Source organism: Klebsiella sp. HMSC16C06 (genome assembly GCF_001808325.1).
In the GTDB taxonomy this organism is placed as follows: domain Bacteria; phylum Pseudomonadota; class Gammaproteobacteria; order Enterobacterales; family Enterobacteriaceae; genus Klebsiella; species Klebsiella variicola.
The window spans coordinates 1-15,341 of sequence record NZ_KV793005.1; the positions used below are offsets into that span (position 1 = coordinate 1).

Annotated in this window: 12 protein-coding genes; 9 read left to right on the forward strand and 3 right to left on the reverse strand. The window is 56.3% G+C overall.

Going from position 1 to position 15,341, the window contains the following annotated elements; genetic code table 11:
• The first annotated feature begins 173 nt into the window (after positions 1-173).
• The 3 genes from mazG (at position 174) to eno (ending at position 4,262) form a co-directional block, all read left to right on the forward strand.
• On the forward strand, positions 174-965 hold the full coding sequence (mazG, locus tag HMPREF3142_RS14880; protein WP_070612185.1) for a nucleoside triphosphate pyrophosphohydrolase: 792 nt from the start codon (positions 174-176) through the stop codon (positions 963-965).
• A 280-nt stretch (positions 966-1,245) separates the two neighbouring features.
• Positions 1,246-2,883 carry a glutamine hydrolyzing CTP synthase gene (gene pyrG, locus HMPREF3142_RS14885; RefSeq protein ID WP_008806244.1) on the forward strand — a complete coding sequence of 546 codons (1,638 nt, stop codon included), beginning with the start codon at positions 1,246-1,248 and terminating at the stop codon, positions 2,881-2,883.
• A gap of 80 nt (positions 2,884-2,963) precedes the next feature.
• Entirely contained in the window at positions 2,964-4,262 is a 1,299-nt protein-coding gene (eno, locus tag HMPREF3142_RS14890) for a phosphopyruvate hydratase (protein WP_008806243.1), read from the forward strand.
• A 62-nt stretch (positions 4,263-4,324) separates the two neighbouring features.
• On the opposite strand, the gene HMPREF3142_RS14895 is transcribed toward eno, so the two are convergent.
• On the reverse strand, positions 4,325-5,434 hold the full coding sequence (locus HMPREF3142_RS14895) for an SDR family oxidoreductase (RefSeq protein ID WP_008806242.1): 1,110 nt from the start codon (positions 5,432-5,434) through the stop codon (positions 4,325-4,327).
• 475 nt (positions 5,435-5,909) lie between these two features.
• On the opposite strand from HMPREF3142_RS14895, the gene queE reads away from it, so the two are divergent.
• On the forward strand, positions 5,910-6,581 hold the full coding sequence (gene queE / locus HMPREF3142_RS14900) for a 7-carboxy-7-deazaguanine synthase QueE (protein ID WP_008806241.1): 672 nt from the start codon (positions 5,910-5,912) through the stop codon (positions 6,579-6,581).
• A gap of 40 nt (positions 6,582-6,621) precedes the next feature.
• Here queE and queD read toward each other — a convergent pair whose 3' ends face one another.
• Positions 6,622-6,987 carry a 6-carboxytetrahydropterin synthase QueD gene (gene queD, locus HMPREF3142_RS14905; protein WP_004174641.1) on the reverse strand — a complete coding sequence of 122 codons (366 nt, stop codon included), beginning with the start codon at positions 6,985-6,987 and terminating at the stop codon, positions 6,622-6,624.
• A gap of 316 nt (positions 6,988-7,303) precedes the next feature.
• Between queD and cysJ the strand changes: the two genes are divergently transcribed.
• The 3 genes from cysJ (at position 7,304) to cysH (ending at position 11,648) form a co-directional block, all read left to right on the forward strand.
• The gene (cysJ, locus tag HMPREF3142_RS14910; protein ID WP_008806240.1) at positions 7,304-9,103 is read left to right on the forward strand and encodes an NADPH-dependent assimilatory sulfite reductase flavoprotein subunit; all 1,800 of its coding nucleotides are present in this window, start codon (positions 7,304-7,306) and stop codon (positions 9,101-9,103) included.
• Positions 9,103-10,815: an assimilatory sulfite reductase (NADPH) hemoprotein subunit gene (cysI, locus tag HMPREF3142_RS14915; RefSeq protein WP_008806239.1), complete on the forward strand. Its 1,713-nt coding sequence runs from the start codon at positions 9,103-9,105 to the stop codon at positions 10,813-10,815. Before cysJ ends, cysI begins: the two co-directional genes overlap by 1 nt.
• A gap of 98 nt (positions 10,816-10,913) precedes the next feature.
• A complete protein-coding gene (cysH, locus tag HMPREF3142_RS14920; RefSeq protein ID WP_008806238.1) occupies positions 10,914-11,648 on the forward strand; it encodes a phosphoadenosine phosphosulfate reductase in 735 nt (244 codons plus the stop codon).
• Between the two features lie 72 nt (positions 11,649-11,720).
• On the opposite strand, the gene HMPREF3142_RS14925 is transcribed toward cysH, so the two are convergent.
• Positions 11,721-12,767, reverse strand: coding sequence for an aminopeptidase (locus tag HMPREF3142_RS14925; protein ID WP_012540734.1), 1,047 nt, complete (start codon positions 12,765-12,767; stop codon positions 11,721-11,723).
• A gap of 246 nt (positions 12,768-13,013) precedes the next feature.
• On the opposite strand from HMPREF3142_RS14925, the gene cysG reads away from it, so the two are divergent.
• Complete coding sequence (cysG, locus tag HMPREF3142_RS14930; RefSeq protein ID WP_162494494.1) at positions 13,014-14,420, forward strand: siroheme synthase CysG; 1,407 nt, start codon at positions 13,014-13,016, stop codon at positions 14,418-14,420.
• Positions 14,421-14,429: 9 nt separating this feature from the next.
• Positions 14,430-15,338, forward strand: coding sequence for a sulfate adenylyltransferase subunit CysD (cysD, locus tag HMPREF3142_RS14935; protein ID WP_048268107.1), 909 nt, complete (start codon positions 14,430-14,432; stop codon positions 15,336-15,338).
• The last annotated feature ends 3 nt before the right edge of the window (positions 15,339-15,341 follow it).

Here is a 15,341-nt window from a genome sequence, read left to right on the forward strand (position 1 = left end):
GGCGGCGACTGGCCGCCCCCTGTGCGCTCCCTGTACCACAGGAGACATATGGCAGAACATTTACCGGGAGCGCAAAGTACGCTGGAGTCACACGTGAAAAACGCTTTTCCCGGGCTCAAAAGTTGCAAACCGATATCAATTTCTACCATTTTTTACATTTCCAGGATCCTCACATGACCCAAATCGACCGCCTGCTCGGCATTATGAAGCGCCTGCGCGACCCGGAAAACGGCTGCCCGTGGGATAAAGAGCAGACTTTCGCCACCATCGCCCCGTATACCCTCGAAGAAACCTATGAAGTACTGGACGCCATTTCGCGAGAGGATTTTGACGACCTGCGCGGTGAGCTGGGCGATCTGCTATTCCAGGTGGTGTTCTATGCGCAAATGGCGCAGGAAGAGGGACGCTTTAACTTTGACGATATCTGCGCCGCCATCAGCGACAAGCTGGAGCGCCGCCATCCCCATATTTTCGCTGATGCTACCGCAGGAAACAGCAGCGAAGTCCTGGCGCGCTGGGAGCAGATTAAAAGCGCGGAGCGGGCGGAAAAAGCCCAGCACTCGGCGCTGGACGATATTCCCCATAGCCTGCCGGCGCTGATGCGCGCGCACAAAATCCAGCGCCGCTGCTCGGCGGTCGGTTTCGACTGGACCTCGCTGGGACCGGTGCTCGACAAGGTGCATGAAGAAATTGATGAAGTGATGCATGAAGCGCAGCAGGCGGTGGTGGATGAAGCAAAACTGGAAGAGGAAGTGGGCGATCTGCTGTTCGCCACGGTGAATTTATCCCGTCATTTAGGGGTCAAAGCCGAGGTGGCGCTGCAGAAAGCAAACCGCAAATTTGAGCGTCGCTTCCGCGAGGTCGAGCGCATTGTCGCCGCCCGCGGCCTGGAAATGACCGGCATCGACCTCGATACCATGGAAGAAGTGTGGCAGGAAGTAAAACGCCAGGAAACTGATCTCTAACGAGTTTTCGTGATCAAGCGCGATTTGTGTGATTTTATAAATAACAAGCGCTTGATTTACGTCAAAAACATTTCGCCAAAAGCGTCTATTTTCTCTTTCCGTTATGTCGTTGAAACACCATGTAGCCTGCCTCTTCGAGTTGTTCGAGTCGCAACACAGGTGCAACTTGAAGAACGAAGGGGAGGGGAAGAATGAAAGTTTGTGGCGTCACGCATGTTCGGGTATACTACTTTCCCGTCCTGGTTATTCCATCGTTTTACCCTAACTTCTCAGGTTCAGCATGACAACGAACTATATTTTTGTGACCGGCGGGGTCGTATCCTCTCTGGGTAAAGGCATTGCCGCAGCCTCCCTGGCAGCCATTCTTGAAGCCCGTGGTCTCAACGTGACCATCATGAAACTGGATCCGTATATCAACGTCGATCCGGGCACCATGAGCCCAATCCAGCATGGGGAAGTGTTCGTTACTGAAGACGGCGCAGAAACCGATCTGGACCTGGGCCACTATGAGCGTTTCATCCGTACCAAGATGACGCGTCGCAACAACTTCACCACCGGCCGTATCTACTCCGACGTACTGCGCAAAGAGCGCCGTGGCGACTATCTGGGTGCCACCGTTCAGGTTATTCCGCACATCACTAACGCTATCAAAGAGCGCGTACTGGCGGGCGGCGAAGGCCATGACGTCGTACTGGTGGAAATCGGCGGTACCGTAGGCGATATCGAATCCCTGCCGTTCCTCGAAGCCATTCGTCAGATGGCGGTAGAGATCGGCCGCGAGCATACCCTGTTTATGCACCTGACCCTGGTGCCGTACATGGCTGCTGCGGGCGAAGTCAAAACCAAGCCGACCCAGCACTCCGTGAAAGAGCTGCTCTCCATCGGTATCCAGCCAGATATCCTGATCTGCCGCTCAGACCGCGCGGTTCCGGCCAACGAACGAGCCAAAATTGCTTTGTTCTGTAACGTTCCGGAAAAGGCTGTGATTTCTCTGAAAGACGTCGATTCCATTTATAAAATTCCGGGCCTGTTGAAATCTCAGGGGCTGGACGATTATATTTGTAAACGATTCAGCTTAACTTGTCCGGAAGCAAACCTGGCCGAATGGGAACAGGTAATCTATGAAGAAGCCAATCCGGCAGGCGAAGTCACCATTGGTATGGTCGGTAAGTACATTGAACTGCCGGATGCCTACAAGTCGGTGATTGAAGCGCTGAAACACGGTGGTCTGAAAAACCGCGTGACCGTCAACATCAAGCTGATCGATTCGCAGGATGTGGAAACGCGCGGCGTCGAAATCCTCAAGGATTTAGATGCTATCCTTATCCCGGGCGGCTTCGGCTACCGCGGTGTGGAAGGTAAGATCGCCACCGCGCGCTATGCGCGTGAGAACAATATTCCTTATCTGGGCATCTGCCTGGGTATGCAGGTTGCGCTGATTGAGTTCGCGCGCAACGTAGCGGGTATGGAAAACGCCAACTCGACGGAATTTGTGCCAGACTGTAAATACCCGGTTGTGGCCCTGATTACCGAATGGCGTGACGAAGATGGCAACGTTGAAGTCCGCTCCGAGAAGAGCGATCTGGGCGGCACCATGCGCCTGGGCGCACAGCAGTGCCAGCTGGATGATGAATCTCTGGTGCGCCAGCTGTACGGCGAGCCGACCATCACCGAGCGCCATCGTCACCGCTACGAAGTCAACAACATGTTGTTGAAACCGATTGAAGCTGCTGGTCTGCGCGTTGCGGGCCGTTCCGGGGATGATCAGTTGGTCGAGATCATCGAAGTGCCGAACCATCCGTGGTTTGTTGCCTGCCAGTTCCACCCGGAGTTTACTTCGACGCCGCGTGATGGGCACCCGCTGTTTGCTGGCTTTGTGAAAGCCGCGAGCGAGTACCAGAAGCGTCAGGCGAAGTAAAAGAGTTAGAACGGCAATGCACCCAACTGGGTGCATTGTTTGTCTGGAGTTTTAGTTTAACTTGTACTGAGGAAAACCTAATGTCCAAAATCGTTAAAGTCATCGGTCGTGAAATCATCGACTCCCGTGGTAACCCGACTGTTGAAGCCGAAGTACACCTGGAAGGTGGTTTCGTCGGTATGGCAGCTGCTCCGTCAGGTGCTTCTACTGGTTCCCGCGAAGCGCTGGAACTGCGCGATGGCGACAAATCCCGTTTCCTGGGTAAAGGCGTAACCAAAGCTGTTGCTGCGGTAAACGGCCCGATCGCTCAGGCAATCCTGGGCAAAGATGCTAAAGATCAGGCTGGCATCGACAAGATCATGATCGACCTGGACGGTACTGAAAACAAATCTAACTTCGGTGCGAACGCTATCCTGGCTGTTTCTCTGGCAAACGCCAAAGCAGCTGCAGCGTCCAAAGGCCTGCCGCTGTATGCGCACATCGCGGAACTGAACGGCACTCCGGGCAAATACTCCATGCCGGTTCCGATGATGAACATCATCAACGGTGGTGAGCACGCTGACAACAACGTCGACATCCAGGAATTCATGATTCAGCCGGTTGGCGCGCCGACCCTGAAAGAAGCCGTACGCATGGGTTCTGAAGTGTTCCATCACCTGGCGAAAGTGCTGAAGTCCAAAGGCATGAACACTGCCGTTGGTGACGAAGGCGGCTACGCGCCGAACCTGGGTTCTAACGCCGAAGCACTGGCTGTTATCGCTGAAGCGGTTAAAGCTGCTGGCTACGAGCTGGGCAAAGACATCACCCTGGCGATGGACTGCGCAGCATCTGAATTCTACAAAGACGGTAAATACGTTCTGGCTGGCGAAGGCAACAAAGCGTTCACCTCTGAAGAGTTCACTCACTTCCTGGAAGACCTGACCAAACAGTACCCGATCGTCTCCATCGAAGATGGCCTGGACGAATCTGACTGGGACGGTTTCGCATACCAGACCAAAGTACTGGGCGACAAAATCCAGCTGGTTGGTGACGACCTGTTCGTAACCAACACCAAGATCCTGAAAGAAGGCATCGAAAAAGGCATCGCTAACTCCATCCTGATCAAATTCAACCAGATCGGTTCTCTGACCGAAACTCTGGCTGCCATCAAGATGGCGAAAGACGCTGGCTACACCGCTGTCATCTCTCACCGTTCTGGCGAAACTGAAGACGCGACCATCGCTGACCTGGCTGTCGGTACCGCTGCAGGCCAGATCAAAACCGGTTCTATGAGCCGTTCTGACCGCGTTGCTAAATACAACCAGCTGATTCGTATCGAAGAAGCGCTGGGTGAGCAAGCGCCGTTCAACGGTCGTAAAGAGATCAAAGGCCAGGCATAATCCTGTCTTTGTGAAATAATAATGCCAGCCTCAGGGCTGGCATTTTTTTACCTCGTCGGCGATTATTTAAAATCGACGGCCATTTGCTGGGGGATCGACAGCCCGCGAGTGGTCTCCACGCAGCGGTCGATGTAATCCGTAAAACGCGGTGGTTTTGGCATTCCCATGCTCAACAGCTTGTCGTTACTAAAGCGCACATTCAACGTAGCGAACGCGCCATATAAGCGCATGGCTTTCAGCATCAGACGTTCATTGCATGGCCCAAATATCCCTTTCAGTTCACGACGCATTTTGACCAGCGTGTCATAGCTGACCTGGGCGTACTTATCCCCCACCGGGGCCTGTTCGAGGGCCTGAGCCATCGCCCGGTCGATTTCGGCAAACTTCACGCTATTCTCCTCCCCGGCAGAGATGTGCACCACTTCGCCGTGAGCCAGCGGCTGGTTAAGCAGCATCAGCAGGGCATCAGCGCAGTAGTCCACCGGGATGACATCGATTCGGTCCTCCATGGAACATAAAAATTTCTGCAGCATCAGCCCCATGCTGAACACCCAGAAAATACTGCTGGAAGGCCGGCAGCCGTGATGGGTATGACCCACCACGATAGAAGGGCGGGCAATGACCAGCGGCAGTGTAGGGCAATGCTGCTGCATCAACTGCTCGATGGTTGATTTCGAGTGGGTGTATTCCACCAGGTGCTCAGCGCGTTCCCGAAACTCCGCGCTTTCGGCGACCAGTGAATCCGGCTCAGGCGAACATGACATCGCTGTGCCGACGTGCAGAAAACGCTGCAGACCCTCAACCTGCGCCATCCGTTGCGCCAGGCGCAGCGTACCCTCAACGTTAACCTTCCAGATGAGCGGGTTGCTGCCAAACGAGGCGACAGCGGCGCAGTTGAGGACATGCGTCACCTGATCGAGGCGCGGATCGTTAAGAAAATGCTCCGGAGAAGCGAGATCGCCCAGCAGGATATGCTGCGGGTGAAGCATCGCCAGCTTCTCCTCGGCGATGTTGAACTTACGCATGTTCTCTTTGACCCGTTCGAGGCCTGCCTCGGGGCTATCAGCACGCACGAGCAGTAGCAGATCTAACCGGGTTTCCTGATGGAGTATTTTCTCTAACGCGGCACCGCCCAGAAACCCCGTAACGCCGGTAATTAATAATGTGGTCATAAACGCTATCTCATTATGGTTGGTCTGCGGGATTCTAGGCGGGCAAAAGTAAACGACGATTAAATAAAAAAGGGGCCCGATCAGGGATTTATTAAGACCAGTTTAAGGTTATTATCACCGGCGGATTGAATTGGACTCGCAGATCGGCCAGATAATTCACTCTTTCATGTATCAGTTTGTACATCACTGTATTTTAAGGTTTTTTATTTTACTGTCTGGACCTTTTATTTTATCCTGAATGACAGGAATAACATTTTCTGTTACACATTTTCAGTCCACGTGTCAGAATATTAATTATTTTAATTCTTATCATGCTAATAAATTAAGCCAAAAGAAAAGATTGTTTCTTTAATCAATAATATTATTCCCGACACGGATATTGACGAAGGGGTAAAAAAGGGATCGCAGCGCAGGACAAGACCTGTGCGCTGAAATCTGCGATAATGGACGTTTATGACCCTAAACAGAGATGACTATGCAGTACCCGATTAACGAGATGTTCCAGACCCTGCAAGGCGAGGGTTACTTCACCGGCGTGCCTGCCATTTTTATTCGTCTGCAGGGATGCCCGGTAGGATGCGCGTGGTGTGACACCAAGCATACCTGGGACAAGCTGGCCGATCGGGAAGTGTCGTTGTTCAGCATCCTGGCGAAAACCAAAGAGAGCGATAAGTGGGGTCCGGCAAGCAGCGAGGATCTGCTGGCGATTATTGGGCGCCAGGGGTGGACTGCCCGCCACGTGGTCATTACCGGCGGTGAACCCTGCATTCATGATTTAACGCCGTTAACCTCGCTTCTGGAACAAAACGGCTTTAGCTGTCAGATTGAAACCAGCGGCACCCATGAAGTGCGCTGCAGCCACAACACCTGGGTGACGGTATCCCCTAAGGTCAATATGCGTGGCGGGTATGATGTGCTGTCGCAGGCTCTGCAGCGGGCGGATGAGATCAAGCATCCGGTAGGGCGCGTCCGCGACATCGAAGCGCTGGACGAACTGCTGGAAACGCTGAGCGATGACAAACCGCGGATCATCGCCCTGCAGCCGATCAGTCAGAAAGAAGACGCGACGCGCCTGTGTATCGACACCTGCATCGCCCGCAACTGGCGCCTGTCCATGCAGACGCACAAGTATTTGAATATTGCCTAAAAAAAAGCCCGGCAGCGTACTGACCGGGCTTTTTTTTCGCTTACTCGCCGCGATAGACGCAGCCAGCGGTGCAGGTCTCTTTGACCATCACGGCGCTCAGCAGCGGTACCCGCGGTTTCATCTCATCCCAGATCCATTTCGCCAGCACTTCGCTGGTGGGGTTTTCCAGACCGGGGATATCGTTCAGATAATAGTGGTCCAGGCGATCGTATGTCGGCTTGAAGGCGGCCTTCAGCTCGGCAAAATCCATGATCCACCCGGTATGGGGATCGACTTCACCGGTGATCTCCAGACGCACCATAAAGGAGTGGCCATGCAGGCGACCGCATTTGTGCCCTTCCGGGACGTGCGGCAGGTGGTGGGCGGCTTCGAAGGTGAAATCTTTAAACAGCGTGGTGGACATCATTGACTCTCAACAGGACGAAAAAAACCGCCGTAGGGTACCGGAAAGCACATTTTTTCGCATTAACTAAAACGGCCCTGAACAGAAAATGGACACATTTATCTGGGTTATCTGAATTAAATGGTTATATTTCATGTGGTTATTTAATCGATTTTGTTGTTAATAACTACAACTAAAACAGGTTAGTCCATTTGGTTATTTATTATTTCCATCCCTTCTTTAATTGTTACTATCAGCACCGTTACCCTTCTATTCTCTTCTGTTTTTGTCGCGCTGACAGGGCGCGAACAACAGCTTTGCTTACTGGAACAAACGACGCATGACGACACAGGCCACACCTTCCAACTTGCTGCCGCTCAACCCGGAGCAACTGGCGCGCCTTCAGGCGGCCACCACTGACTTCACGCCCACTCAGCTTGCCTGGGTGTCTGGCTATTTCTGGGGCGTGCTGAATCAGCAGTCCGGCGCGGCTGTGGCCGTTCCTGCCCAGGCCGCTGAGGTGCCCTCGATCACGCTGATTTCCGCCTCGCAAACCGGCAATGCCCGCCGCGTCGCCGAAGCGCTGCGCGACGATCTGCTGGCAGCGAAGCTGAACGTGAAGCTGGTGAATGCAGGCGATTATAAATTCAAACAAATTGCTGCGGAAAAACTGCTGGTGGTCGTGACGTCCACCCAGGGGGAAGGTGAGCCGCCGGAAGAAGCGGTCGCATTGCATAAGTTCCTGTTCTCGAAAAAAGCGCCGAAGCTGGACGGGACCGCGTTCGCTGTCTTTGGCCTCGGCGATACTTCTTATGAATTCTTCTGCCAGTCTGGCAAAGATTTCGACAGCAAGCTGGCCGAGCTCGGCGCGGAACGCCTGCTCGATCGCGTCGATGCCGACGTCGAATATCAGACCGCGGCTGCGGAATGGCGCGCGCGCGTCGTTGAGGTGCTGAAAGCCCGTGCGCCAGTTGCCGCGCCCGCCCAGCTGGCCACCAGCGGCGCGGTGAACGACATCCATACCAGCCCGTACACCAAAGAGGCTCCGCTGTCGGCGACCTTGTCGGTCAACCAGAAAATCACTGGCCGCGATTCCGAAAAAGATGTGCGCCATATCGAAATTGACCTCGGTGATTCCGGTCTGCGCTATCAGCCGGGCGACGCGCTGGGCGTCTGGTATCAAAACGATCCTCAGCTGGTCAAAGAGCTGGTGGAGCTGCTGTGGCTGAAAGGTGACGAGCCGGTAACCGTTGATGGCAAAACTCTGCCGCTGGCGGAAGCGCTGGAGTGGCATTTTGAGCTGACGGTTAACACCGCGACTATCGTCGAAAACTACGCCACCCTGACCCGCAGCGAATCGCTGCTGCCGCTGGTGGGCGATAAAGCTCAGCTGCAGCAGTATGCTGCTGCGACGCCGATCGTCGATATGGTCCGTTTCTCGCCGGCGCAGCTGGACGCCGAGGCGTTAATCGGTCTGCTGCGTCCGCTGACGCCGCGCCTGTACTCCATTGCCTCCTCACAGGCGGAAGTGGAGAGCGAAGTGCATGTCACCGTGGGCGTGGTGCGCTATGAAATAGAAGGCCGCGCCCGGGCTGGCGGTGCCTCCAGCTTCCTCGCCGACCGTGTGGAAGAAGATGGCGAAGTCCGCGTCTTTATTGAACACAATGACAACTTCCGTCTGCCGGCTAACCCGGAGACGCCGGTGATCATGATTGGCCCGGGCACCGGCATTGCGCCGTTCCGCGCCTTTATGCAGCAGCGCGCAGCGGACGGGGCGCAAGGCAAGAACTGGTTGTTCTTCGGCAACCCACACTTCACTGAAGATTTCCTCTATCAGGTAGAGTGGCAGAGCTATGTGAAGGAAGGTCTGCTGACCCGTATTGACCTGGCCTGGTCCCGCGATCAACAACAAAAAATCTACGTGCAGGACAAACTGCGCGAGCAGGGAGCCGAGCTGTGGCGCTGGATCAATGATGGCGCCCACATTTATGTCTGCGGCGACGCCAATCGTATGGCGAAAGACGTGGAACATACTTTACTGGAAGTGATTGCCGAATACGGCGCGATGGACGCCGAAGCGGCGGACGAATTTTTAAGTGAGCTGCGCGTTGAGCGCCGTTATCAGCGAGATGTCTACTAATGAGCGAAAAACATCCGGGGCCTTTAGTGGTCGAAGGTAAACTGACCGATGCCGAGCGCATGAAGCTTGAGAGCAACTACCTGCGCGGCACCATTGCGGAAGATTTAAACGACGGTCTGACCGGCGGTTTTAAAGGCGATAACTTCCTGCTGATCCGTTTCCACGGCATGTACCAGCAGGACGATCGCGATATCCGCGCGGAACGCGCCGCCCAGAAGCTGGAGCCGCGCCATGCGATGCTGCTGCGCTGCCGTCTGCCGGGCGGGGTGATCACCACCACCCAGTGGAAGGCGATCGATAAGTTTGCCGCGGACAACACCATTTACGGCAGTATTCGTCTGACCAACCGGCAGACGTTCCAGTTCCACGGCATTCTGAAAAAGAACGTGAAACCGGTGCATCAGATGCTGCACTCGGTGGGGCTGGATGCGCTGGCCACCGCCAACGATATGAACCGTAATGTGCTGTGCACCTCCAACCCGTACGAGTCGCAGCTGCACGCTGAGGCCTACGAGTGGGCGAAAAAGATCTCCGAGCATCTGCTGCCGCGTACCCGCGCTTATGCCGAGATCTGGCTGGATCAGAAAAAGGTCGCCACTACTGACGAAGAGCCGATCCTCGGTCAGACCTATCTGCCGCGTAAGTTTAAAACCACGGTGGTGATCCCGCCGCAGAACGATATCGATCTGCACGCTAACGACATGAACTTCGTGGCGATTGCCGAAAATGGCAAGCTGGTGGGCTTTAACCTGCTGGTGGGCGGCGGTCTCTCTATCGAACACGGCAACAAGAAAACCTACGCCCGCACGGCGAGCGAATTCGGTTATCTGCCGCTGGAGCATACTCTGGCGGTGGCGGAAGCGGTCGTGACTACCCAGCGCGACTGGGGCAACCGTACCGACCGTAAGAATGCGAAAACCAAGTACACCCTTGAGCGCGTTGGCGTCGAAACCTTCAAGGCGGAAGTGGAGCGCCGGGCCGGCATTAAGTTTGAGCCGATCCGCCCGTATGAATTCACCGGCCGCGGCGACCGCATCGGCTGGGTGAAGGGGATTGATGACAAATGGCACCTGACGCTGTTTATTGAAAACGGCCGCATTCTCGATTATCCGGGTCGTCCGCTGAAGACTGGCTTGCTGGAGATTGCTAAGATCCATAAAGGCGAATTCCGCATCACTGCCAACCAGAACCTGATCGTTGCCAGCGTACCGGAAGATCAGAAGGCGCGGATCGAGAAGCTGGCGCGGGATCATGGTCTGATGAATGCCGTTACTCCGCAGCGCGAAAACTCGATGGCCTGCGTCTCCTTCCCGACCTGCCCGTTGGCAATGGCGGAAGCCGAACGTTTCCTGCCGTCGTTTATCGACAAGGTGGAAGGGGTGATGAACAAGCACGGCGTGAGCGATGAGCATATCGTCACCCGGGTCACCGGCTGCCCGAACGGCTGCGGCCGCGCGATGCTGGCGGAAGTGGGACTGGTGGGCAAAGCGCCGGGGCGCTACAACCTGCACCTTGGCGGTAACCGCAGCGGCACCCGCATCCCGCGGATGTACCGTGAGAATATTACCGAGTCGGAAATTCTCGACTCGCTAGACGAACTGGTAGGGCGCTGGGCGAAAGAGCGCGAAGCGGGTGAAGGCTTCGGCGACTTTACGGTGCGTGCGGGCATCATTCGCCCGGTGCTCGACCCAGCCCGCGATTTCTGGGAATAACATCCTGGTGCCCGGTGGCGCGTAGCGACCCGGGCCTGTAAAACCCGTAGGCCGGGCAAACGCAGTGCCGCCCGGTAAAACAGGCAAACGAGGTTTATATGTCCGTACTCGATCTAAACGCGCTTAATGCATTGCCGAAAGTGGAACGTATCCTGGCGCTGGCGGAGACCAATGCGAAGCTGGAGAAGCTCAGCGCCGAAGAACGCGTAGCGTGGGCGCTGGAAAATCTGCCTGGCGAGTATGCTTTATCTTCCAGCTTTGGCATTCAGGCGGCGGTGAGTCTGCACCTGGTGAATCAGCTGCGCCCGGATATTCCGGTGATCCTCACGGATACCGGCTATCTGTTTCCGGAAACCTATCAGTTTATCGATGAGTTAACCGACAAGCTCAAGCTGAACCTGAAGGTCTATCGGGCGCAGGAGAGCGCCGCCTGGCAGGAGGCGCGTTACGGTAAGCTGTGGGAGCAGGGCGTTGAGGGCATTGAGAAATACAATGAGATCAACAAAGTCGAGCCGATGAACCGGGCGCTGAAAGAGCTCAATACCCAGACCTGGTTCGCTGGTCTGCGCCGCGAGCAGTCCGGTAGCCGGGCAACCTTACCGGTGCTGGCTATCCAGCGCGGGGTGTTCAAGGTGCTGCCGATTATCGACTGGGATAACCGGACGGTGTATCAGTACCTGCAAAAGCACGGGCTGAAATACCACCCGCTGTGGGATCAGGGCTATCTGTCGGTAGGCGATACCCACACCACGCGCAAATGGGAGCCGGGCATGGCAGAAGAAGAGACCCGGTTCTTCGGGCTTAAACGCGAGTGCGGATTGCACGAGGGTTAAGCTGTTAGCGCTTTCTTTGGGTGATAATTCAAGAAGAACACGCGGGTGATACCGCGCGTTCTTTTGTGCGTATCAGCTTTTCTTCTCCACCTTCGCCAGCTCTTTCACCAGCGGCAGCATCACTTTCACTACCTCGCGGCTGCGGCGTTCTATGCGTCCCGGCAGCGCGTGGTCGAGATACTGCTGATTATCAATCTGCACGCTATGCCAGCTGGTGCCGTCCGGGAAGGCGCGGGATTTCTGGCGCTGCTGATAGCCATCCTTTTTGCCGAGTGACCAGTTGGTTGCCTCGACCGACAGCACCGGGATCCCCGCGCTGTCGAAGACGCTGGCGTCGTTACAGCAGGCGGTGCCTTTTGGGTATGCTGGGTTCAGTCCTGGATTGGTCGCCGCGACAATCCCCTTGCTGCGGGCGATAGCCAGCGCGCGGTCGCGGGTTAGCTTACGCACCGAGGCCGGCGTGCGGCGGCCACTGTTGAAGTAAAGCTTATCGCCCACCACCAGATTATCGAGGTTGATCACCAGCAGGGTATTTTTCTTTTCCGCCTCACTCATGCGCTGTAGCAGATTTTGCGCCCCGAGACGACCTTCCTCTTCACCGCTGGTGGCGATAAAGCGAATGCCATAGCGGGTGGGGATATTCTTTAAATGATCCGCCAGCTCCAGCATCACGCCGAGCCCCATCGCGTTGTCGTCGATGCCCTGCAGCGTCAGGCCGCCAAGGTTGTTCTCCACGTCTTTATCGCTCTGCGGCGCGTAGGTATCGAGATGCGCCATAATAATGATTTGCTGGCGGGACTGGCCTTCATGGGCGGCGATCACCGTACTGCCGGTGGCGTTATGCCAGTTCTTACGCTGATTGTTATCGGTATAGATGTAGCGGGTATTGAAGCTGCGCACGTCGCTCTGATAACCCATCTGGGCGAACTGCTGGCGGAGGTACTCGGCTGACAACATCTCGGCTGGTGTTCCGGTCATTCGTCCCGGGAAGACGGTGGCGATATGACGGGCCTGGCTACTGGCGGTGTCGCCCAGCGCGCTGAAAGCGGGGGCGGCGGCGAAAACAAAACCGGTGCCGAGCGCCAGAGGAAGCAGACGGCGGCACAACGCGGAAAACATAAGGGGTCCTTACACGAACAAGACAATTTGACGCGTACAGTATGAAACTGTGACCGCGGTTAAACAATTTCAATTGCTCTTAAATAGCGGAAAAATAGCGCGTTAAGCACTTTTTGATATTTGTATTTCCACAGCGTTATTCCTTTGCGTCACAACTCATTCCATTTCGTAATTTCATTTGCTCTCAGGCGCACCCTATAGTCGCAGTATCGCTGATTGTAAGAGAGTTGTTGCGCCGTGGATTACTTGCCCCTTTTTGCCGAACTGAAACAAAGGCCCGTGCTGGTGATCGGCGGCGATGAGATTGCTGAACGCAAGATTAAATTCCTGCTGCGCGCTCAGGCGCAGGTGCAGGTGGTCGCCGGGACGCTCTCTCCGGCGCTGGCCGATCTGGCGGCGCGCCAGGCGCTTAGCTGGCGGGCGACGGAATTTAGCGAGTCGCTGGTGGATGATGTCTTTCTGGTGATTGCGGCCACGGAGGATGAGGCGCTTAATCAGCGGGTGTTTGCGGCGGCTAACGCGCGCTACCGGCTGGTCAACGTGGTGGATAACCAGGCGCTGTGCTCGTTTGTCTTCCCTTCTATCGTCGACCGTTCGCCGCTGCTGGTGGCGATCTCCTCCAGCGGCAAAGCGCCGGTGCTGTCGCGTATTCTGCGCGAGAAAATTGAAGCGCTGCTGCCGACGAACCTCGGGCGGCTGGCGGAATCGGCGAGCTACTGGCGCAACCATCTGAAAACCCGTCTGACGACCACCGAAGCGCGTCGCCGCTTCTGGGAACGCGTCTTTACCGGCCGCTTTGCCAGCCTGATGGTGGCGGGCAATCATGCGGAGGCGGAAAAGGCGCTGCAGGATGAGCTGGATAAGCCCGAACGCGAGACGGGAGAAATTATTCTGGTGGGCGCCGGGCCGGGCGATGCCGGGCTGCTGACCCTTCGTGGTCTGCAGGCGATCCAGCAGGCGGACGTGGTTTTCCACGACCATCTGGTGACCCCGCCGGTTCTCGAGCTGGTGCGCCGTGATGCCGAGCTGATCTGTGTCGGCAAACGCGCCGGCGAGCACTCGGTGCCGCAGCATGAAACCAATCAGCTGCTGGTGGCGGCGGCGAAGGCGGGGAAAACCGTCGTGCGTCTGAAGGGCGGGGATCCGTTTATTTTTGGCCGCGGCGCAGAAGAGCTGCAGGCTGCCGCCGAAGCGGGGATCCCGTTCCAGGTGGTGCCTGGCGTCACTGCTGCTGCCGGGGCGACGGCCTACGCCGGTATTCCGCTGACCCATCGCGACTATGCGCAAAGCGCCGTCTTTGTCACCGGCCACTACAAGCCGGATAGCGCCCCCTTCGACTGGTCGCTGCTGGCGAAGAGCCAACAAACGCTGGCGATCTACATGGGCACCATGAAGGCGGCGGAAATCAGCGCGCAGCTGATCGCCCACGGTCGCGACAGCGCTACGCCGGTCGCGGTGATTTCCCGCGGTACCCGCGACGATCAGCAGACGATAACCGGCACATTGCAACAACTCGAACACCTGGCGAAAGACGCCCCGATGCCCGCCCTGCTGGTGGTCGGCGAAGTGGTGCAGCTGCATCAGCAGCTCGCCTGGTTTCAACATACATCATCCGCCGAAGGGTTTAACGCTTCGGTGGTCAATCTGGCTTAAGGAACGGTTATGGACCAAAAACGACTCACTCACCTGCGGCAACTGGAGGCGGAAAGCATCCATATTATTCGTGAGGTGGCCGCCGAATTTTCTAACCCGGTGATGATGTACTCCATCGGGAAAGATTCCAGCGTAATGCTGCATCTGGCGCGCAAAGCGTTTTATCCGGGAACCCTGCCGTTCCCGCTGCTGCACGTCGATACCGGCTGGAAATTCCGTGAGATGTATGAGTTCCGCGACCGTACCGCCAAAGCCTACGGCTGTGAGCTGCTGGTGCATAAAAACCCGGAAGGGGTGGCGATGGGCATCAACCCGTTTGTCCACGGCAGCGCTAAGCATACCGATATCATGAAAACGGAAGGCCTGAAGCAGGCGCTGAACAAATACGGCTTTGACGCCGCGTTCGGCGGCGCGCGTCGCGACGAAGAGAAATCCCGCGCGAAAGAGCGCATCTACTCCTTCCGCGACCGCTTCCACCGCTGGGACCCGAAAAATCAGCGTCCGGAGCTGTGGCACAACTACAACGGCCAGATTAACAAAGGCGAAAGCATCCGCGTCTTCCCGCTCTCCAACTGGACTGAGCTGGATATCTGGCAGTACATCTATCTGGAAAATATTGAAATCGTGCCGCTGTATCTGGCCGCTGAGCGCCCGGTGCTGGAGCGCGACGGTATGCTGATGATGATCGATGACGACCGTATCGATCTGCTGCCGGGCGAAGTGATTGAAAAACGGATGGTGCGTTTCCGTACCCTTGGCTGCTGGCCGCTGACCGGCGCAGTGGAGTCTGAAGCGCAGACGCTGCCGGAAATTATTGAAGAGATGCTGGTATCGACCACCAGCGAACGTCAGGGCCGCGTGATTGACCGCGACCAGGCCGGCTCGATGGAGCTGAAGAAACGTCAGGGGTATTTCTAAGGA

Coding starts and splice junctions, on each gene's coding strand:
- mazG (WP_070612185.1), top strand. CDS start 174: ATGACCCAAATCGACCGCCTGCTCGGCATTATGAAGCGCCTGCGCGAC.
- pyrG (WP_008806244.1), top strand. CDS start 1,246: ATGACAACGAACTATATTTTTGTGACCGGCGGGGTCGTATCCTCTCTG.
- eno (WP_008806243.1), top strand. CDS start 2,964: ATGTCCAAAATCGTTAAAGTCATCGGTCGTGAAATCATCGACTCCCGT.
- HMPREF3142_RS14895 (WP_008806242.1), bottom strand. CDS start 5,434: ATGACCACATTATTAATTACCGGCGTTACGGGGTTTCTGGGCGGTGCC.
- queE (WP_008806241.1), top strand. CDS start 5,910: ATGCAGTACCCGATTAACGAGATGTTCCAGACCCTGCAAGGCGAGGGT.
- queD (WP_004174641.1), bottom strand. CDS start 6,987: ATGATGTCCACCACGCTGTTTAAAGATTTCACCTTCGAAGCCGCCCAC.
- cysJ (WP_008806240.1), top strand. CDS start 7,304: ATGACGACACAGGCCACACCTTCCAACTTGCTGCCGCTCAACCCGGAG.
- cysI (WP_008806239.1), top strand. CDS start 9,103: ATGAGCGAAAAACATCCGGGGCCTTTAGTGGTCGAAGGTAAACTGACC.
- cysH (WP_008806238.1), top strand. CDS start 10,914: ATGTCCGTACTCGATCTAAACGCGCTTAATGCATTGCCGAAAGTGGAA.
- HMPREF3142_RS14925 (WP_012540734.1), bottom strand. CDS start 12,767: ATGTTTTCCGCGTTGTGCCGCCGTCTGCTTCCTCTGGCGCTCGGCACC.
- cysD (WP_048268107.1), top strand. CDS start 14,430: ATGGACCAAAAACGACTCACTCACCTGCGGCAACTGGAGGCGGAAAGC.